General features: G+C 65.7%; 18 protein-coding genes. 6 read left to right on the top strand and 12 right to left on the bottom strand.

Annotated elements, in window-relative coordinates; translation table 11 throughout:
- The first annotated feature begins 130 nt into the window (after positions 1-130).
- Positions 131-982 carry a DUF1194 domain-containing protein gene (locus AC1VNY_RS27990; RefSeq protein WP_028339506.1) on the top strand — a complete coding sequence of 284 codons (852 nt, stop codon included), beginning with the start codon at positions 131-133 and terminating at the stop codon, positions 980-982.
- Between the two features lie 105 nt (positions 983-1,087).
- Here the strand turns inward: AC1VNY_RS27990 and AC1VNY_RS27985 are convergent, their stop codons facing one another.
- The 9 genes from AC1VNY_RS27985 to AC1VNY_RS27945 all read right to left on the bottom strand — a co-directional run bounded on the left by AC1VNY_RS27985 (position 1,088) and on the right by AC1VNY_RS27945 (position 11,231).
- Positions 1,088-1,921 carry a nucleotidyltransferase domain-containing protein gene (locus AC1VNY_RS27985; RefSeq protein ID WP_482407612.1) on the bottom strand — a complete coding sequence of 278 codons (834 nt, stop codon included), beginning with the start codon at positions 1,919-1,921 and terminating at the stop codon, positions 1,088-1,090.
- Between the two features lie 54 nt (positions 1,922-1,975).
- Positions 1,976-3,217, bottom strand: coding sequence for a class I SAM-dependent RNA methyltransferase (locus tag AC1VNY_RS27980; RefSeq protein ID WP_482407611.1), 1,242 nt, complete (start codon positions 3,215-3,217; stop codon positions 1,976-1,978).
- Positions 3,210-3,971, bottom strand: a complete 762-nt coding sequence (locus tag AC1VNY_RS27975) for a TlyA family RNA methyltransferase (RefSeq protein WP_482407610.1) — start codon at positions 3,969-3,971, stop codon at positions 3,210-3,212. Before AC1VNY_RS27975 ends, AC1VNY_RS27980 begins: the two co-directional genes overlap by 8 nt.
- Positions 3,968-4,531 carry a nucleoside 2-deoxyribosyltransferase gene (locus AC1VNY_RS27970; protein WP_482407609.1) on the bottom strand — a complete coding sequence of 188 codons (564 nt, stop codon included), beginning with the start codon at positions 4,529-4,531 and terminating at the stop codon, positions 3,968-3,970. Before AC1VNY_RS27970 ends, AC1VNY_RS27975 begins: the two co-directional genes overlap by 4 nt.
- Positions 4,532-4,630: 99 nt before the next feature.
- Positions 4,631-6,559, bottom strand: a complete 1,929-nt coding sequence (dxs, locus tag AC1VNY_RS27965) for a 1-deoxy-D-xylulose-5-phosphate synthase (protein ID WP_482407608.1) — start codon at positions 6,557-6,559, stop codon at positions 4,631-4,633.
- 584 nt (positions 6,560-7,143) lie between these two features.
- On the bottom strand, positions 7,144-7,395 hold the full coding sequence (locus tag AC1VNY_RS27960; RefSeq protein ID WP_028339500.1) for an exodeoxyribonuclease VII small subunit: 252 nt from the start codon (positions 7,393-7,395) through the stop codon (positions 7,144-7,146).
- Between the two features lie 128 nt (positions 7,396-7,523).
- A complete protein-coding gene (locus AC1VNY_RS27955) occupies positions 7,524-8,450 on the bottom strand; it encodes a histone deacetylase family protein (RefSeq protein ID WP_028334493.1) in 927 nt (308 codons plus the stop codon).
- Positions 8,451-8,737: 287 nt separating this feature from the next.
- The gene (locus AC1VNY_RS27950; protein WP_482407607.1) at positions 8,738-10,408 is read right to left on the bottom strand and encodes a bifunctional metallophosphatase/5'-nucleotidase; all 1,671 of its coding nucleotides are present in this window, start codon (positions 10,406-10,408) and stop codon (positions 8,738-8,740) included.
- Between the two features lie 61 nt (positions 10,409-10,469).
- Positions 10,470-11,231 (bottom strand): crotonase/enoyl-CoA hydratase family protein, encoded by a 762-nt coding sequence (locus AC1VNY_RS27945; RefSeq protein ID WP_028339497.1) that lies wholly within the window; start codon positions 11,229-11,231, stop codon positions 10,470-10,472.
- 399 nt (positions 11,232-11,630) lie between these two features.
- Between AC1VNY_RS27945 and paoA the strand changes: the two genes are divergently transcribed.
- Genes paoA through paoC form a run of 3 tightly spaced genes read left to right on the top strand, consistent with a single transcriptional unit; the run spans position 11,631 to position 15,444 of the window.
- Positions 11,631-12,272 (top strand): aldehyde dehydrogenase iron-sulfur subunit PaoA, encoded by a 642-nt coding sequence (paoA, locus tag AC1VNY_RS27940; RefSeq protein WP_057015220.1) that lies wholly within the window; start codon positions 11,631-11,633, stop codon positions 12,270-12,272.
- Positions 12,269-13,219 (top strand): FAD binding domain-containing protein, encoded by a 951-nt coding sequence (locus AC1VNY_RS27935; protein ID WP_482407606.1) that lies wholly within the window; start codon positions 12,269-12,271, stop codon positions 13,217-13,219. The genes paoA and AC1VNY_RS27935 overlap by 4 nt, the downstream gene beginning before the upstream one ends.
- 17 nt (positions 13,220-13,236) lie before the next feature.
- A complete protein-coding gene (paoC, locus tag AC1VNY_RS27930) occupies positions 13,237-15,444 on the top strand; it encodes an aldehyde oxidoreductase molybdenum-binding subunit PaoC (RefSeq protein ID WP_482407605.1) in 2,208 nt (735 codons plus the stop codon).
- A 248-nt stretch (positions 15,445-15,692) separates the two neighbouring features.
- On the opposite strand, the gene AC1VNY_RS27925 is transcribed toward paoC, so the two are convergent.
- Positions 15,693-16,421 (bottom strand): alpha/beta fold hydrolase, encoded by a 729-nt coding sequence (locus tag AC1VNY_RS27925; protein ID WP_038386477.1) that lies wholly within the window; start codon positions 16,419-16,421, stop codon positions 15,693-15,695.
- Between the two features lie 113 nt (positions 16,422-16,534).
- Positions 16,535-17,098, bottom strand: coding sequence for a DinB family protein (locus AC1VNY_RS27920; RefSeq protein ID WP_482407604.1), 564 nt, complete (start codon positions 17,096-17,098; stop codon positions 16,535-16,537).
- Positions 17,099-17,238: 140 nt separating this feature from the next.
- Between AC1VNY_RS27920 and AC1VNY_RS27915 the strand changes: the two genes are divergently transcribed.
- Together AC1VNY_RS27915 and AC1VNY_RS27910 are read left to right on the top strand one after the other, a co-directional pair.
- The gene (locus tag AC1VNY_RS27915; protein WP_482407603.1) at positions 17,239-17,931 is read left to right on the top strand and encodes a VOC family protein; all 693 of its coding nucleotides are present in this window, start codon (positions 17,239-17,241) and stop codon (positions 17,929-17,931) included.
- Positions 17,932-18,005: 74 nt separating this feature from the next.
- The gene (locus tag AC1VNY_RS27910; RefSeq protein ID WP_482407602.1) at positions 18,006-19,067 is read left to right on the top strand and encodes a lytic transglycosylase domain-containing protein; all 1,062 of its coding nucleotides are present in this window, start codon (positions 18,006-18,008) and stop codon (positions 19,065-19,067) included.
- Between the two features lie 44 nt (positions 19,068-19,111).
- On the opposite strand, the gene AC1VNY_RS27905 is transcribed toward AC1VNY_RS27910, so the two are convergent.
- Positions 19,112-19,498, bottom strand: coding sequence for a DUF1330 domain-containing protein (locus AC1VNY_RS27905; RefSeq protein ID WP_482407601.1), 387 nt, complete (start codon positions 19,496-19,498; stop codon positions 19,112-19,114).
- Positions 19,499-19,519: the final 21 nt, after the last annotated feature.

Raw genomic sequence — 19,519 nt, 5'->3', positions numbered from 1 at the left:
CGCATTCGAGACAAGCGAAGTCTGACTTGAGCGTGGACGTCTAACCTGAATGTGAAGGACAGCCGATATCTGCGCTTTTCGCCGCCTGAATTGCGTGTCACGATGACGCTCATACGACGGGAGGGCCGCAATGCGCTGGTATGTCTCGATCGGAGCGGTGCTTGTCGCGGGCATGTTGGCCAGCGGCGATGTGGCCGGTGTTGCCGCGCCCGGCCCGGGAACCCAGCCCGGCCATCGCCTGGCTGAAAAGGAATCCACGCCGAGCGTCGACATCGAGTTGATCATCGCGGTCGACGTTTCCTATTCGATGGACATGGACGAGCTCGCGATCCAGCGCGAGGGCTATGCGCAGGCCATCGTTTCCAAGGATTTCCTGCAGGCGCTGAAGGCCGGTCCGAACGGCAAGATCTCGATCACCTATTTCGAATGGGCCGCCTCCAACGATCAGAAGATCATCATCCCCTGGCGGGTGATCGACGGCCCTGAATCCGCCGATGCGGTCGCCGCCGAGATCATGAAGACGCCGGTGCGCCGCGCCTCGCGCACCTCGATCTCCGGCGCGATCTATTTCGCGATCCCGATGTTCGACGAGAATCCGCATCGCGGCCTGCGCCGCGTGATCGATATTTCCGGCGACGGGCCCAACAACAACGGCACGCCGATCACGCCCGCGCGCGATGCGGCGCTCGACAAGGGCATCGTCATCAACGGCCTGCCGATCATGGTGAAGGAACCGTCCTACTCGACGATGGATATCGAGAATCTCGACTATTACTACGAGGACTGCGTGATCGGCGGACCGGGCTCCTTCGTGGTGACGATCAAGGATCGTGAGAAGTTCAAGGAGGCGATCCGCACCAAGCTGCTGCTCGAAGTCGCCGGCCGCACCCCCGAGCGCCCGATCATGCGGACCGCCGAGAAGGAGCCGCGGGTCAATTGCCTGATCGGCGAGAAGATCTGGCAGGACCGCTGGGGGCGGTAGCCGATCATGTGGATCTCGTAGGATGGGTAGAGCGAAGCGAAACCCATCAATTCATATCAGCGGTGCGAATGATGGGTTTCGCTGCGCTCTACCCATCCTACGGTTCTAACTCGCCCTACAAATCTTCTGGAGCTCACTCTCCAGCGCGCGCAACGTCTGCAACGCGGCGGCGTGCTCGGCCGCGCCGATCTGCCGCCAGACCTCCGCGGCGCAACCAGCGAGGCCGCGAACCGTCACCGGAAAATTCGCGGCCTGCGCCAGCGCGCCCTTTTCGTTGATCAGATACGCCCCGTTCAGCGCAAACAGCACCTGCGCGATACAGGCCAGCGCGCGATAGGCGCAGCCGGCGATATGCGTGCTGTCGCCGCGCGGCACGGCGAGCTCGGCATTCTCGATGCTGAACAGCACTTCCCATTGAAAGCGCCGCACCAACGCATCGCGGAGGGCCGGCGGGTAGGGCGCGGTCCTCGCCTTCAGCGCCGCGACGAGGCCGTCGGGATCGTGCAGCTGATGGCACAGCGCGACCTCGCCCATCCAGATCGCCGAGCAGAAGCCGTGCGGATGGCCCGGCTGATAGTGCATGCTGATCTCGCCGTTCCGGCAAGCATCGATGACAGCGGAGACCTGATCGATGCTGCGGTAGAGCAGGTCGACCTTGCGGCCGCCGATCGTGAGCCAGGCACCGCCGACGATCCACGGTCCCCATTCGCCGACCGGCGTGACATGCGCAGCAGCGGGGTCGTCGACCAGACCCGTTACGACTTCGCGCAGCCGATCGATATCCGGCGCGGCGCCATCCCGATAGTAGAGCCCGATATCGGTGTCGGAGGTGTCATGCGCCGTGCCGCGCGCCCGCGATCCGCCGAGCACGATGGCGGCGACGCCCGGTACGGCGGCGAGAACGGGAATGATGCGTGCGAGCAGCGGATCGTCGGACATGGAGCGCAGACTATAGCGGGAGCGCCCGCGCTCAGCGATAGTCGCTGCGTCCTGTCAGCGCGCGAACCGCGCCACCAGCTCGACATGCGCCGTGTGGCGGAACTGGTCGACCGGCGTGACGGCTGCGATCTTGTAGCCGCCGTCGATCAGGATTTTCGCGTCGCGCGCAAACGTTGCGGCGTTGCAGGACACCGCGACGATCACCGGCACCTTGCTCGCCGCCAGCTGGGTGACTTGCGCCTGTGCGCCTTGCCGCGGCGGATCGAACACGACGGCGTCATAGTCGCGCAATTCCTGCGGCATCAGGGGGCGGCGGAACAGGTCGCGTGCGTCGGCCTTGAGCGGCTTCAGCCCTGGGGTCGATTGCGCGGCCTTCTGTAGCGCCGTGATGGCGCCGCCGTCGCTGTCGAAGGCCGCGATCCGCGCCTTCTCCGCGAGGCGCAGCGCGAACGGACCGACGCCGCAAAACAGGTCGGCGATATGCTTGGCGCGTCCGCAATGCTCGCGAACCAGCGCGGCCAACGTCTCCTCGCCCTTGACGGTCGCCTGCAGGAACGAGCCGGGCGGCAGCACGATCTTCGACTTTCCGATCGCAATCTCGGGGGAGCCGCGCTGCAGCACCAACTCGCCGTGGCGTGTCAGCCGCGCCAGCCGGTGCTTCTGCGCGACGCGCGACAAAGTGGTGATCAGGCTGGTCGGCAGCGCGCCGGAGCCGCGCACATCGATGTCGAGGCCGTTGACGGTTGCGGTGACCTGGATGTCGAGCGGCTTGCCGATCGCAATCAGCGGCTCGGCTGTGGCCCAGGCCGCCTCGAGCGCACCGTCGAGCGCAGGATCGAGGATCGGGCAGCGATCGACCGGGATGATGTCGTGTGAACCTGCCGCGGCGTAGCCGACCTTGAGGACGTCATGGGTGCCCATGCGCCCGTGCAGCGTGATGCGGCGACGGCCTGCGCCATGGGCATCGACCAGCGCTGTGACGTCCGCCGCAATCTTCGCCTGCGCCAGTGTCTCGACCACGATGTTGCGCTTCCAGGCATGGTAGCCTTCGTCGTTCCAGTGCTGGATCGCGCAGCCGCCGCAGACGCCGAAATGCGGACAGAACGGTGCGATGCGCTCGGGACTTTCCCGCGCGACCCGCAGCAGCCGCCGCCGGTCGGGATGATTGCCCGGGACGTCGTCGACCTCGACTGTTTCGCCGGCCAGCGCATAAGGCACGAAGATCGATTGCGATCCCTCGATCGCGACGCCGTCGCCGCGGTGGCCGACATGGTCGATGGTGAGAAGCTCAGCCACGGCGCGCGCCGAGGAAGAATTCGATATTGCCGTCGCCGCCCGGGATCGAGGACGGGAACACCTGAATGTCGGTGCAGCCCTGCGAGGCGGCAAAGGCGGCGATATCGTCGCAGATCTCCTGGTGCACCATCGCGTTGCGGATCACGCCGCGCTTGGAGTGTTTGCGCGCCGCCTCGAATTGCGGCTTGATCAGCGCCAAAAGATGCATCGGGGCTGCCGCCAGCGACAGCGCCACCGGCAGCACCAGCTTCAGCGAGATGAAGCTGACGTCGATCACCACGATGTCGGGCCGCGCCGGCAGGCGCTTGCCCTCGAAACTCCTGATGTCGGTCGCCTCCATGGAGACGATCCTCGGATGCCCCTGCAGCGAGGGATGTAGCTGGCCGTGGCCGACATCGATGGCGAACACGAGGCTTGCGCCGTTGGCGAGCAGCACTTCGGTGAAGCCGCCGGTCGAGGCGCCGACATCGAGGCAGACATGGCCCTCGACGTCGATCGGATAGTGCTCGAGCGCGCCGGCGAGCTTGACGCCGCCGCGCGAGACATAGGGATGCGCCGGCTCGGCCGAGAGGGCCGCGCCCGGTGCGACGATCTCTGACGCCTTCGCGATCTGCTTGCCGTCGGCGGTGACGAGGCCGGCATCGATGGCGGCGCGCGCCCGCGCCCGGCTTTCGAACAGGCCGCGCTCCACCAGCAGCACGTCGATGCGCTTGCCGGCGGATGCGTTGTTGTCGTTGTCGCCCGCCCTGGTCACTTCGCCGCCTGCCGGCGCTGCGCGGCAGCGAGCCGCACGCAGGCCTCGAAGGAGGTGAGGTCGTGCCAGAGGTCGGCCGACGGCTCGCGCGGGGTCACCAGCGGGCTGCCGTGCAGGTCGAGCGCGTGCATCATCATCAGATTGTCCGGTAATCCAAACTCTTCCACCGTCAGCCCTTCCGCATCGATCAGGCGTCCGTCGGATGCCGGCACGACCTGGCTCAGCCGCGCCACGCGATTGGCGTAGGACGTGGGATCGTTCGAATAGGCGAGGCACAGTTTGCCGCGTCCCGCCATGTAGCCGAGTTCGTAAACCGTGCCTGCGTCGGCACTGGGGCCGCGAAACGGCGTCAAATTGGCGATGATGGCGTCGGCAGACTCCATCATCGCCTCGTTGCTCTTGAAGATGGCGAGTGAGGCGCCGGCGGCGGTGGGATCGATGCTGTTGTCGAGCGGATACAGCCCGGTCAGCCCGTGATAGGCGCAAACCTCCGCCTTGCGGCGGCCGATCTCCACGGCATCCGGCAGGAACACGTCAGGACCTGCCAGATAGATCTTCATGGACGTGCCGGGGCTGGTGCGTTTTCGAGCGAGAACCCGGAGCTTCGGTTCTGATTCAATCAGAACCGAAAATGCTCAAGTGAGCGCCGCCCGTCGCGATCAGGCGAGCTTGACGGTCTCGGCCTTGTAGTCCTTGCCGAGGGTTTCGAACACCTTGGCAACGATGCTCTTGGCGTCGAGACCGGCGCGGGCATACATCGCCGCCGGCGTGTCGTGGTCGAGGAACACGTCGGGCAGGATCATCGAGCGGAACTTGAGCATGCCGCTGTCGAGCATGGCGTTGTCCGACAGGAACTGCATGACATGCGAGCCGAAGCCGCCGATCGAGCCTTCCTCGATCGTGATCAGGATCTCATGGTCGCGGGCGAGCTTCATGATCATCTCTTCGTCGAGCGGCTTCATGAAGCGCGCGTCGGCGATCGTGGCGGAAAGGCCGTGGGCGGCGAGCTCGTCGGCCGCCTTCTCGCACTCGGCGAGACGGGTGCCGAACGACAGCAGCGCCACCTTCTTGCCCTCGCGGATGATGCGGCCTTTGCCGACTTCCAGGGCAACGCCGACTTCCGGCATCTCGATGCCGCGGCCTTCGCCGCGCGGATAGCGCAGCGCGCTCGGACGATCGTTGATCGCAACCTGCGTCGCCACCATGTGGACCAGTTCCGCCTCGTCGGCGGCGGCCATGATCACCATGTTCGGCAGACAGCCGAGATAAGCACTGTCGAACGAACCCGCGTGCGTCGCGCCGTCGGCGCCGACGAGGCCAGCGCGGTCGATCGCGAAGCGGACCGGAAGGCTCTGGATCGCGACGTCATGGACCACCTGGTCATAGCCGCGCTGCAGGAAGGTCGAGTAGATCGCGCAGAACGGCTTGTAGCCTTCGGTGGCGAGGCCGGCGGCGAAGGTCACCGCGTGCTGTTCGGCAATGCCGACGTCGAAGGTGCGGTCCGGGAACGCCTTGTTGAAGATGTCGACGCCGGTGCCTGACGGCATCGCCGCGGTGATGGCGACGATCTTGTCGTCCTTCTCGGCTTCCTTGACGAGGCTCTGCCCGAATACGTTCTGGTAGGCCGGCGCATTCGGTTTGGCCTTGGCCTGGGTGCCGGTCGCGACGTCGAACTTGACCACGGCGTGGTACTTGTCGGCCGAGGCTTCGGCCGGGCCGTAGCCCTTGCCCTTCTGGGTCACGACGTGAACCAGGATCGGGCCGGTCTCCATGTCACGGACGTTCTTCAGCACCGGCAGCAGATGGTCGAGATTGTGACCGTCGATCGGGCCGACATAGTAGAAGCCGAGCTCTTCGAACAGCGTGCCGCCGTCCATCATGAAGCCGCGGGAATATTCCTCGACGCGGTTGGCGCGATTGGCGAGGATCTTCGGCAGACGCTTGTTGATCTGCTTGGCGGCCTCGCGCAGCGAGCGGTAGGTCTTGCCGGAGTAGAGGCGCGACAGATAGGCGCTCATCGCGCCGACCGGCGGGGCGATCGACATGTCGTTGTCGTTGAGGATCACGATCAGGCGCGAGTTCATCGCGCCGGCGTTGTTCATCGCCTCATAGGCCATGCCCGCCGACATCGCGCCGTCACCGATCACGGCGATAACGTTGTTCTTGCCGCCGGAGAGATCGCGCGCCACGGCCATGCCGAGGCCGGCCGAAATCGAGGTCGAGGAGTGCGCGGCGCCGAACGGATCGTAGTCGCTCTCGGTGCGCTTGGTGAAGCCGGAGAGGCCGCCGCCGGTGCGCAGCGTGCGGATGCGGTCGCGGCGTCCGGTCAGGATCTTGTGCGGATAGGCCTGGTGGCCGACGTCCCAGATCAGGCGGTCGCGCGGGGTGTCGAAGATGTAGTGGATGGCGGTGGTCAGTTCGACCACGCCGAGGCCGGCGCCGAAATGGCCGCCGGTCACCGACACCGCGTCGATGGTTTCCTGGCGCAGCTCGTCGGCAACCTGTCGCACCTGCTCGACCTTCAGCTTGCGCAGGTCATCCGGCGTGTGAATAGTGTCAAGAAGCGGCGTCTTACTAAATGTGGTCACAGCGAATTTCCAATTTTTGCCTGTCGGAACGAACCGCCCGACGCGAGATGGGATGGCGCGCACACCGCGCAGCGAATGCCAGACACTGGGTGCCGCCCCGGCAGGCCGGTGCCTGGTTGTAAGCCTAGATTCACTCCGGATTGGACCACGTGATATGCATCACCTTGGTCGCTCTTCACCCGTCCCGGTTCAGTTTTGTCGAACCATTTGAGATGCTTGCCGCCCGAAAAATTCGGGCCGCCCGCCACCTTCAAATGCCCATAGAACTGGAAGCATTACACCAAAGCTGTAGCCAAAGCCAACCCGATAGGGGGTGCAGGGTTCCTATGCGCTGTCTCGAAAAACCTAGACTTTTCAATGCCTGGGTCGGAGCTGGGTTCCAATAATGCCCATTTTAGCGGCAGCCGGCCGCTACCGAGCGGGCTGATTCGCGCGCCGCGCCGATCGCCGCGGTCGCTCCGCGGCGTGATGGATTGCTGGAAATAAGCAGCAACAATGGCCCGCCGGGGCGGACATTCCTTCGCATGATCGTGGGGCCCCGACGCCCGGAGCCTACTCCGTTTCGACGGAATCGGAACGGGGCTCTACTGCACGTCGAGCGGCTCGGTCCCGGTCGGCTGGCCCGAGGCGTCGGTGGTGATCTTGTCGACGCGGGCTTCGGCCTGGCGCAGCAGTTCCTCGCAGCGCCGTTTCAGTGCCTCGCCGCGCTCGTAGATCGCGACCGATTCCTCAAGCGGGACCTTGCCGTCCTCGAGCCGCTTGACGATCGATTCGAGTTCCTCGATCGCGCGTTCAAAGGAGAGCTTCTTCACGTCGGCTTGGGTGTTGTCGGCCATTCTTTGCGTTCCCGATTGCGTGGATCAGATCGCAACCTGATCTTGTCGTCCAAACATGACCTGTCGCAGGCCATGCTCGCCCCGGCGCAGAATCAATCGAATTTTTGCGGGCGTATTGTGGCGGGGATTTACCCGTCCATCAATGCGGTGACGTGAGATGCCACCGACTCTTTCAGGCCCTGCAGGTCGTAGCCGCCCTCAAGGACGGAGACGACGCGGCCACCGGCGCTCTTGTCGGCGAGATCCATCAGCTTGCGTGTGACCCAGCCGAAATCCTCGCCCGTCAGGTTGATCGAGGCCAGGGGATCGCGGTGATGCGCGTCGAAGCCCGCCGAGATGACGACGAGTTCGGGGGAGAACTTCTCGAGCTGCGGCAGGATCAGGTTCTCGAAAGCGGAGCGGAACTTGGCGCCGCCGTCGCCGGGCGCCAGCGGCGCGTTGACGACGGTGTCGTGCTCGCCGCGCTCGCCGGCGGCCCCGGTGCCGGGAAACAGCGGCATCTGGTGCGTCGAGCAATACATCACGGTCGGGTCGGCCCAGAAGATATCCTGAGTGCCGTTGCCGTGATGGACGTCGAAATCGATGATCGCGGCGCGCTTGATGCCGTATTTGCGCTGCGCGTGGCGGGCGGCGATCGCGGCATTGTCGAAGAAGCAGAAGCCCATCGGTGTCGATTTCTCGGCGTGGTGCCCGGGCGGGCGCACCGCGACGAAGGCGTTTTGATGCTTGCCCTCCATCACCGCATCGGTGGCGGCCACCGCGCCGCCGACGCCGCGCATCACCGCTTCCCAGGTGCCCGGCGACATCGAGGTGTCGCCGTCGATATAGATCATACCCGAGGTCGGCGCGATGTGGCGGAGTTCGCTGACATAGTGCTCGCCGTGACAGAGCAGCACGGTGTCGAGGTCGCCTTCCGGCGCGGAATCGCGCACCAGCGCCTTGAAGCGATCCTCGCCGAGCACCTCGGCGACCGCCCGCAGCCGGTCGGGGCGTTCGGGATGTCCGGGAGGGGTCAGGTGGTCGAGACAGGCGGAATGCGTCAGAAGCAGTGTCATGCAAATTCCCGGCGCAATCGATGCGCGTGCGAGGACGCATGATCCGGAAAAGTGCGCAGCGGTTTTCCGAATAAGATCATGCAAGAGCGGCCCTAATCTAGGCCGTTAGCGGCATTCCGGAAAGGGCCGACATCATTTCTGTTCCCGTCCTTTCAAAGCCGGGGCGTTTTCCGCGTCATTGCGAGCGGAGCGAAACAATCCATGCTGCCGCATGTTCGGAGACAATGGATTGCTCCGCTCCGCGTGCAATGACGTGAGGGGCTGCGTATGCCATCCCCACACCTCACTCAATTGATCCGCTCGATCCGCCTGCCTGCCGTCGGGCCCACCGGGCTGTTGGCCTTGAAGTAGGCATAGAGCGCATCGACGTCGTAGATGCCGAACTGCTGCGCGGTCCCTTGCTTGAACACCGTAAAGCCGTCGCCGCCCTCGGCGAGATAATTGTTCACGGTGACGCGGTAGCTCGCGGCCGGATCGATCGGTTTGCCGTCCAGCGACATCCGTGCGGCGATGATGCGCACGCCGTCGCCCTTGCTCGCATCCCACGCGTACGAGAACCCTCTCGAGACCTGGAGGGCGCGCGGCCGCTTCGGGTCGGCCCATTGCTGCTCCAGCGCGTCCTTGAGCTGCTTGCCGGTCAGCGTCATCGTCACGAGCTGGTTGCGGAACGGCTGGCTGGCGAAGATATCGGCATAGGTCACCGCGCCGTCCTCGCGCTTGACGATGTCGGTGCGCACGCCGCCGGGATTGGTGAAGGCGATCACCGCGCCGCCATTCGGCTCAGCGCTGGTTGCAAGCAGCTGCGCGTCGGCGACGATGTCGCCGAGCGGGCTCTCGCCAGTTTCGGCAGGCGTACGCGACAGTGTTTCGGTGACCGAGCCTGCCGCGCGGCTCGCGATCGGCGCGGCGAGCCGGTCGTAGGATTCCAGCAGCGCGCTCTGCTCGGGGTCCTTGGCGGTGCCGGCGATCCGCACGATGGTGTTGGCCGCCCTGGCGCTGATTACGTCATGGCTGTTCGGATCGAGCTGAAGATCGATCGCGGTGACCAGGGTGCCGTATTTGTCGCCGGACGTGACGAGCCGACCATCGATCTCGCAGACATAGGCCTGGTGGGTGTGGCCGGAGATCACGACGTCGACCGCGCGATCGAACTTCTTGACGATGTCGACGATCGGTCCGGAGATGCCGGGGCATTCATTGTAGTCGCCGGTCGGAAAGCCGCCTTCGTGGATCAGCACCACGATCGCCTCGACGCCCTTCGCCTTCAGCTCGGGGACCAGCGCATTGACGGTCTCGGCCTCGTCGCGGAAGTCGAGGCTCGCGACGCCGGCCGGCGACACCAGGTTCGGGGTGTTCTTCAGCGTCAGCCCGATGAAGGCCACTGGAATGCCGTCGAACTGCTTGATGTCGTAGGGCGGAAACACCGGCTTGCCGGTCGCCTTCTCGATCGTGGAGGCGGCGAGATAGCGGAATTTGGCCCCCGTGAACGGGTGCGGCCCCTGGCATTTGTCGACCGGGTGGCAGCCGCCATTCTGCATCCGCAGCAGCTCGTCCTTGCCCTCGTCGAATTCGTGATTGCCGACCGAGGAGATCGCAAGCCCCATCAGCGAGAGCGACTCGATGGTCGGCTCGTCGTGAAACATCGCCGACAGGAACGGGCTCGCGCCGATCAGGTCGCCGGCCGCAACGAAGATGTTGTTCTTGTGTCCTTCGCGCAGCTGCTTGACGACGGTGGCCATCCGCTCGGCGCCGCCGGCGGGCTCCATGATCTTCCTGGTCGCGTCAGCGGGATCGGTGATGCGGATGCCGCCCGGCGGCGGCCGCAGATAGCCGTGGAAATCGTTGATCGCGAGAATGCGCAGGCTCACCGGCTCCGCGGCCTGCGCCAGGCAGGGGCTTGCTGCGGCCAGTCCGAACGCGCAGAGCGCAGCGAGAGGGGAAAGGCGGGGCTGTCTCATGACCTGTCCATGGAGCACGGGATCATGGCGCCGCGCCACTACAATTTTGCGACGCTTCGTTTCAATCCTTCGGGCGAGCCATGAATGCCTTGAACGCCTCGACGGCTTCCTTGGAGCGCATCCGTTCGCTGAACAGATGGTTCTCCTGCTCGATGCGGCGGGTGACGTCCTCCGGCGGCAGCCGGATCAGGCGCCGCGAGATCGCCACCGCCTCGGCCGGCAGCGCGCAGATCTCGCGCGCCACCTTGTGCGCCTCCACCTCGGCATGCCCCGGCGCCACCACGGTGTTGACGAAGCCGGCGACGCGGGCGTCGTCGGCCGACATGGTGCGGCCGATCACCAGCATCGCGAAGGCGCGCTGGTGGCCCATCATGCGCGGCATCAACAGGCTTGAGGCGCCTTCCGGCACCAGGCCGAAATTGGAGAACGGCGTCGAGAACAGCGCGGTCTTGCTGGCGAGCACATAGTCGCAGTGAAACAGCATGGTGGTGCCGATGCCCATCGCGACGCCGTCGACGGCGGCGATGATCGGCTTCACATTGTGGGCCAGCGAATACAGGAACTTGACGAGGTCGGAGGCCGGCGGCGTCTCGCCGGTCGAGGTGCCCTGCGCGAGCAGGTCCTCGATGTCGTTGCCCGCGGTGAACACGCCGGAGCCGCCGGTGATGATCAGGCAGCGGATCTTCGGATTGTTCTGCGCCTTGTCGATCGCGTCGCTGATCGCGCGAAACATCTCCTGGGTGATCGCGTTCTTCTTCTCGGGCCTGCGCAGCCGGATCACGCGCGTGGCGGCTTCGTCGGTCACTATGACATGCGCGGTCATCGAGCGGTCCCAGGGTCGGCCGGCATCGTCGCCGGTGGAGGTCGTACCGCCATCCTACATGATCCGGTGCAAGCCCCAAGAGCTCCAGCGTGTTCCGGGCCGCTTTTCCCCGTGGGCGAGCATGAGGACGGCGCAATGCAGCTAACCGGAATTTCGCGATTCCGGGCAGGGGACGTTGGTCGTAGGCCGGACCTGTACGACGATGCTGCCGCGCAGGCCGCCCGCGCCTGATGGCGCTACTGCCTCCCAGGAGCCGCCGTGGCGCTCGCGACGAGTTTAACTTCCCCGCGAGAAACATTCCGCCGTTCGCGGCATTCCCCCTTTGCTGACAGGCCGAGCAGACCTCGACACGTCGTTGTCGTTGGTTCCGCATTCGGCTGACTTGAGGAGAGCGGCGGCATGCAGATCTCCGGACGTTTGGAACTATCGCGGCGCCATCTGTTGATTGTTGGAGCCGCCTCGCTTGCGGCGTCGTCGATCGCGACGCCTCCGCCTGCGGCCGCCCAATCTGCCCCGACCGGAGCGCCCGTGATGACGAGAGTATCCTTTGACGTGAACGGCGAAACCCACCAGCTCGAGCTCGACACCAGGACCACGCTGCTCGATGCCCTGCGCGAGCACCTGCATCTGACCGGCACCAAGAAGGGCTGCGACCACGGCCAATGCGGCGCCTGCACCGTGATCGTCGACGGGCGGCGGATCAATTCCTGCCTGACGCTCGCCGTGATGCATCAGGGCGACGAGATCACGACGATCGAGGGCCTCGGCACGCCGGACGGGCTGCATCCGCTGCAGGCGGCATTCGTCGAGCATGACGGCTATCAATGCGGCTATTGCACGCCGGGCCAGATCTGCTCGGCGGTCGCCGTGCTTGCCGAGGTTAAGGCCGGCATCCCGAGCCACGTCACGGCGGATCTGAATGCGCCGCTGCGACTGACCAATGCCGAGCTCCGCGAGCGCATGAGCGGCAACATCTGCCGCTGCGGCGCCTATTCCAACATCGCCGAGGCGATCAGCGAGGTCGCCGGGAGGAGCGCATGAGATCATTCAGCTATGAGCGCGCCACCTCGCCGGGCGCAGCGGCCGCAGCCGCCGTCGGCACCGCGAACGCCAAATTCATCGCCGGCGGCACCAATCTGCTCGACCTGATGAAGCTCGAGATCGAGACGCCGGCGCATCTGATCGACGTCAACGACCTGGCGCTCGATCGCATCGAGGAGACCGCGGATGGCGGCCTGCGGATCGGCGCGCTGGTGCGCAACACCGATCTCGCCGCCGATATCCGCGTGCGGCGTGACTATGGCGTGCTGTCGCGCGCGCTGCTCGCCGGCGCTTCCGGCCAGTTGCGCAACAAGGCGACGACCGCGGGCAATCTGTTGCAGCGGACGCGCTGTCCTTATTTCTACGACACCAATCTGCCCTGCAACAAGCGCAAGCCCGGCAGCGGCTGCGCCGCGATCGGCGGCTTCAGCCGCCAGCATGCGGTGGTCGGTGTGAGCGATGCCTGCATCGCGACCCATCCGAGCGATATGGCGGTGGCGATGCGCGCGCTCGACGCGACCGTGGAGACGGTGCGGCCCGACGGCACCACGCGCAGCATCCCGATCGCCGAGCTGCATCGTCTGCCCGGCGACAGCCCCGAGATCGAAACCAGCCTGGAGCGGGGCGAACTGATCACCGCGGTGGTGCTGCCGAAACCGGTCGGCGGCGCGCAGGCCTATCGCAAGGTGCGCGACCGCGCCTCTTATGCCTTTGCGCTGGTCTCGGTTGCCGCGATCGTGCAGCGCGACGGCACCGGCCGCGTCGCGCTCGGCGGCGTGGCGCACAAGCCCTGGCGCGTCGAGGCGGCGGAGGCGGAATTGCCTGCTGGCGCCAAAGCCGTCACTGCGCGCCTCTTTGCCGATGCGAAGCCGACCAAGGACAATGCGTACAAGCTGCCGCTCGCCGAGCGAACGCTCGCGGCGGTGTTGCGCGAGGCCAGAGCTTGAGATGAGGGCCTGACATCATGCGTTTTGAACATCCCGCGACCTTCAACCCGATCGACCAGCTCAAGGTGATCGGCCACCCGACCAGCCGGATCGAGGGGCCGCTGAAGACCACCGGCACCGCGCCTTACGCCTATGAGCGGCACGACGTCGCCGCCAACCAGGCCTATGGCTACGTGGTCGGTTCGGCGATCGGCAAAGGGCGGATCGGTTCGATCGATCTCGAGGCGGCGAAGGCTGCGCCCGGCGTGCTCGCCATCGTCACATCGGACAATGCCGGCAAGCTCGGCAAGGGCGAGCGCAATGCGGCACCGCTGCTCGGCGGGCCCGAGATCGCGCATTATCACCAGGCCGTTGCCATCGTCGTCGCCGGGACCTTCGAGCAGGCGCGGGCCGCGGCGCAACTGGTCCGGATCGACTACGTCAAGGGCGACGGCAAGTTCGATCTCGCCGCGGAGCGGGACAAGGGCATCACGCCACACCCGTCATTCGGCGGCCTGGCCGACACCGCCGTCGGCGATTTCGCCTCCGCCTTCGCTGCTGCGCCCGTGCAGCTCGATGCCACCTACACCACGCCCGATCAGGGCCACGCGATGATGGAGCCGCATGCTTCGATCGCGGCCTGGGACGGCGACAAGCTCACGGTCTGGACCTCCAACCAGATGATCGCCTGGGGCGCCGAAGACATGGCGAAGACGCTTGGCATTCCCAAGGAGAATGTCCGTCTGGTGTCGCCCTATATCGGCGGCGGCTTCGGCGGCAAGCTGTTCCTGCGCGCCGAGGTGCTGCTCGCCGCGCTCGGCGCCCGCGCGGCCGGCCGGCCGGTCAAGGTCGCGCTGCAACGTCCGCTGATGTTCAACAACACGACGCACCGTCCGGCGACGATCCAGCGCATCCGCATCGGCGCCGAGCGCGACGGCAAGATCACCGCGATCGGCCACGAGAGCTGGTCCGGCAACGTCAAGGACGGCGAGCCCGAGATGGCGGTGAGCCAGACGCGGCTGCTGTATGCCGGCGCCAGCCGGATGACAGCGACGCGGCTTGCGGCGCTCGATCTGCCGGAAGGCAATGCGATGCGCGCGCCCGGAGAAGCCTCCGGCATGATGGCGCTCGAGATCGCGATCGACGAGCTCGCCGACAAGCTCGGCATCGACCCGGTCGCGCTGCGCATCGACAACGACACCCAGGTCGATCCCGAGCATCCGGAGCGGCACTTCTCGCAGCGGCAACTGGTACAGTGCTTGAGCGATGGCGCGGCGCGGTTCGGCTGGGACAAGCGCAATCCGAAATCGGGTCAGGTCCGCGATGGGCGCTGGCTGGTCGGGATGGGCGTCGCCGCGGCGTTCCGCAACAATCTCGTGACCAAATCGGCGGCCCGCGTTCGTCTCGACCAGAACGGCATCGTGACCGTCGAGACCGACATGACCGACATCGGCACCGGCTCGTACACCATCATCGCGCAGACCGCCGCCGAGATGATGGGCGTGCCGCTCGAGAAGGTCGCGGTGCGGCTCGGCGATTCCGACTTTCCGGTGTCCTGCGGCTCGGGCGGGCAGTGGGGCGGCAACAATTCCACCGCCGGCGTCTATGCAGCCTGCACCAAGCTGCGCGAGGCCATTGCGCGGAAGCTCGGCTTCAATTCCGAGGAGGCGGTGTTTGCCGACGGCGTGGTCCGCTCCGGCAATCGCAGCGTGCCGCTGGCGCAGGCCGCCGGTGCGGGCGACCTCGTGGCGGAAGATGCCATCGAATACGGCGATCTCGCCAAAACCTACCAGCAGTCGACCTTCGGCGCGCATTTCGTCGAGGTCGGCGTCGATGCCGATACGGCGGAGATCCGGGTGCGGCGGATGCTTGCGGTTTGCGCGGCGGGCCGCATCCTCAATCCGAAGGCGGCGCGCAGCCAGGTGATCGGCGCGATGACCATGGGTGTCGGCGCGGCGCTGATGGAGGACCTCGTGGTCGACAAGCGTCACGGCCTGTTCATCAATCACGACCTTGCTGCCTATGAGGTGCCGGTGCATGCCGACATCCCGCATCAGGAGATGATCTTTCTCGACGAGACCGATCCGATGTCATCGCCGATGAAGGCCAAGGGCGTCGCCGAACTCGGCATCTGCGGCGTCGCCGCCGCGGTCGCCAACGCGGTCCACAACGCGACCGGCGTTCGCGTGCGCGACTATCCGATCACGCTCGACAAGCTGCTCGCAGGGATGCCGGAGCCGGTCTAGCGCGGCATGCTTCACCTCGCCCCGCGTGCGGGGAGAGGCATAGGCCGCCGTTGGCGGCCGTTCTCAAGAACGCTGAAGCAGAGCTTCAGCTATGACGCATCGCTAGATGCGTTCCGGGTGAGGGGGAGTCTCCATAAAGACAACTATCACCGGATATGCGGAGACGGCCCCTCACCCCAACCCTGTCCCGGTGAAGAACGGGGAGAGGGAGCACAGCGGAGTCGGGGGCGCTGTTCGACCTAAGCGCTCTAGCCGCGCCCGACGAACGAGCCGATGCCCCGGCCGATCGCGGCGCCGTGCTGAAACAGCGCGCCGAGGTGATCGCCGGGCACCGACATCGCATCGAGGCCGTTCTCCGCGGCGAAGCGCTGCATCGGCGCATGAGGGCCGTCGTCCTGTCCGTTCCACAGCAGCACCGGCACGCGCGAGGACAGCACCGCGTCCTTGGCGCCGTCGACCTGGCCGAGCGCATTGAAGCAGGCGCGCACGCCGCCTTCGAGATCCGGCGTCACCCATTCGGCGAGCTCCGGGACGGTGCGGCGCGCAAAGGTGATGAAGGCGCCATAGGTCAGCGGGCCGGCATTGCCGCGCGGCAGTCCGGTGAGGAAGTCCCAGCCGCCGATCGCCAGCGACGCCAGCCGCGCCGGGAAAAACCGGGCGACACCGACCGCGACCCAGCCGCCCATCGAGTGTCCCACCACATGGGCGCGCTCGCCGCCGAGATCGTCGATCACGGCGACGATGTCGCCGGCGCGCTGCGCCTGATTATAGAGCGCCGGATCGGCGGGTTTGTCGCTCAGGCCATGTCCGAGCGAATCGACGCAAACGACGCGAAAGCGATCGGCAAGCGCGTCGACCACGCCACATTGTTTCCAGCTCGCGGCGTCCAGCAGGAGACCGTGCTGCAGCACGATCAGCGGCCCGGACCCCTCGACGGTGTAATGGATGCGCTGGCCCCGGTGATTGGCGAATGGCATTGATAGAGTTCCCCATGTTTCACGACAGGTGAGCGTGGCAGCGCCCGGATTCAAGACCTCGTTCCGGAACGGGAACCGCTCCGCACCGTCCGATCGCGGGCGGAACCTCGCCTTCAGCCGCCCCACACGGTGGCTTCGCTCCAGCCGAGATCCCTGAACTCGGCTGCCCGGAGCGGCGCTTCGCCGGCGGCGAAGAATTCGTCGAGCTGCGGCGGCTTCACGGTGGTCTCCGACAGCATCGCATGGGCCTGGCCGCGATGATGGATCTGGTGCTGAAACAGATGCATCAGCAGGCGGTCGCGTCGCTCGGTCTGCACCGAGGTGTCGCGATTGATCTTCACGATGTCCTCGAGCCGTTCAGGCGTCAGCACATCGCAGTGCACGATCAGCCGCTGATCGATCGCGCGCTGGGCACCTTTCAGCTGCGCCACTGACGGGTAGGGCACCTCGTTCGCCCACGCCTTCGGGCCGAGCCAGCCGCCTTCGAGCGCGTCGATATAAAACAGGTCGATGACATGAATGTGGTTCAGCGTCGCCTGCAGGCTCGGGAAGAACCCGGTCCGCGCCGCGGCGAACTCCGCCTGGCTGAGACCGGCGCAGGCCGTGAGCAGGCGATGATTGGCCCAGGCATTATTGTACGCAAAGGCGCGAAAGGTCTGAACGAGGCCTGCTTGCATATCGGCCCTCACTGGATTGACTGTTTCAGGCGGTCGCGGCGGCCGGCCGATCCGCGACAGTGATCGTGGTGCTTGCGCTGGTGACTTGATCCTCGCATAGCTAATCCATCGTGGTGCACTTCATCCGAGGACGGCAGCAGATGCAACTGGCAAAGAACGTGATCGACGTCGGCCTTTCCTCCAACGATCTCGAGCCGATGCTGCGGTTCTGGCAACAGGATGCCGGACTTCGCTTCGATCATGTGCAGCCGATCCGCCGCGGGCAGAAGCAGTACCGGCACGACGCGCACGGTTCGGTCATCAAGCTCAACCATCATGTCGAGCCGCTGCCGGATGCGGCGCCGAGCGGCTATCGCGAACTGATCATTGCGCGCGCGGGCGTCGAAACGCCGCAACACATGCACGATCCCGATGGCAACCGGGTTTGCCTGGTTGCGCCCAGACACGACGGCATCACCCAGATCGCCGTCGCGATGGCGGTGCGCGACCTCGCCGCGCATCGCAGGTTCTACGGCGACATCCTCGGCTTCACCGAGCAATCATGGTCGGGCGGTCCGGCGTTCCGCCTCGGCGACAGTCTGATCCTGCTCAAGGAAGATGCTGCCGCGACGGTCGATCCGGTTCGGCAGGCGCGCGGCTGGCGCTACATCACGCTGCAGGTCGCCGACATCGACGCCGTGCATGACGAGCTGCGCGCCAAGGGCGTGCGGGAAGGCCTTGCGCCGGTGACGCTCGGCGAGGTCGCACGGATCTCCATGATCCTCGATCCCGATGGCAACTGGATCGAGCTGTCGCGTCGCGCATCGATCGTTGGGAGCCTGTCCAACCGCTAGGCAGCAAATTTTCTGCCCGCCGGTCGGCGCCGATGATATGATTCGGCGAATGCATCCAATTTGATGATCGCTTTATGCAGTCGATTTTCAGGCCGCGGCGGGTTCATCGATCGATTTTGCCAGCGGCTATCGGCTCGGCTTGCCTGCTGCTGTTTGTCCCCGTCGCAAGCGCCCAACCTCTCGGCAATCCAGCGACGCCCGCCGCGCAGCGCGCAGAGCCGGCGCAGACAGAAACATCGCACACCGAAACGTCTCGTCCGGTTACCGACGCCGGAGTGCGTAACGCTGAGGCCGATCCGTCGGCGTCCGATCAGCAATCGTCATCCGTTCCGTCGCCGGCGCCTTTGCGTCCAAAGCTCGATGGCCCGCAGCAATACTGCAAGGCGTTGGAGGAGGCTGCATTGGAGAACGGCTTGCCGCCGGATTTCTTCGTCCGGCTGATCTGGCAGGAAAGCAATTTCGATCCCAACTCGGTCAGTTCGGCCGGTGCCCAGGGGATCGCCCAGTTCATGCCCGGCACTGCGCGATGGCGCGGTCTGGCCGACCCGTTCGAGCCATTGCCTGCCTTGCAGGAATCCGCGCGCTGGCTCCGCGAGCTGCGCGCGCAGTTTGGCAATCTCGGCCTTGCGGCGGCTGCCTATAATGGTGGTCCGCGGCGCGTTCAGGATTGGTTGGCGGGACGTGGAAACCTGCCGGGCGAAACACGCGCTTATGTCAGGATCATCACCGGCAAGTCCGCCGAGGAATGGGCGCAGGGTTCGCTTGAGGATCGAGTCCACACCGACGCGGCCATGGCCTGCGGTGACATCGTGCGCGGCATGCTCGTTCGGGCGCTTCCCGCGGGCCCAAGAGAGTCCGTGACAATCGCGCAGCAAGCTGCGTGGGCACCCTGGGGACTTCAATTGGCCGGCGGCCCGTCGCAATCGAGGGTCCTCGCCGACTACCAGCAACTTCAGAAACGATTTGCATCCGTGCTCGGCGATCGCGCACCGCTCGTTCTGAGATCGCGCATGGCCGGGCCAGGCTCGGCCACCTGGTATCTGCTCCGGGTCGCCGAGACGACCCGTGAGCGGGCTAACCAGCTGTGCGCCCGATTAGAGGCAGTCGGCGGGCGCTGCCTGGTGTTTCGGAATTAGGTGGCGCACCTTGCAGGTCGCTGCGATCGACGGCGTGATGAGGGCTAATTGGCGACAGAGCCCTCGACTGCAAATGTGTGGTACCTGGCGTATTTCTCGCCGACGGCCCGAACCTGCACGTAGGCTGGATCGTGCCGCCAGGCCCAAAGCGCCTCCATGCTCGGATACATATAGAGGACGACGCGCTTGGGTGGATTTCCATCAACGGCAACGACCTGCGAACCGGTTGCCGCCGCGCCTGCAGCCGCAATCAGCTTGCCGCCATGTGCCTTGATGATCTCCTTCGCTTTCGGGAGATATTCCCTGGCATAACCATCGGGATCGGTGACCTCGATCTGGCCGATCAAATAGGCGGGCGGCCTCGCTTCGCCATGCAGTGCTTCGCTGCCAAGAGCGCCGATCGCGGTACAACCCAACATGACCAGAGCCATCTTGCCTCCAGAATTCATGGG

This window comes from Bradyrhizobium ferriligni (genome assembly GCF_056837965.1).
The sequence above is the reverse complement of the archived record's forward strand: the minus strand, read 5'-3'. Positions and strand labels throughout refer to the sequence as shown.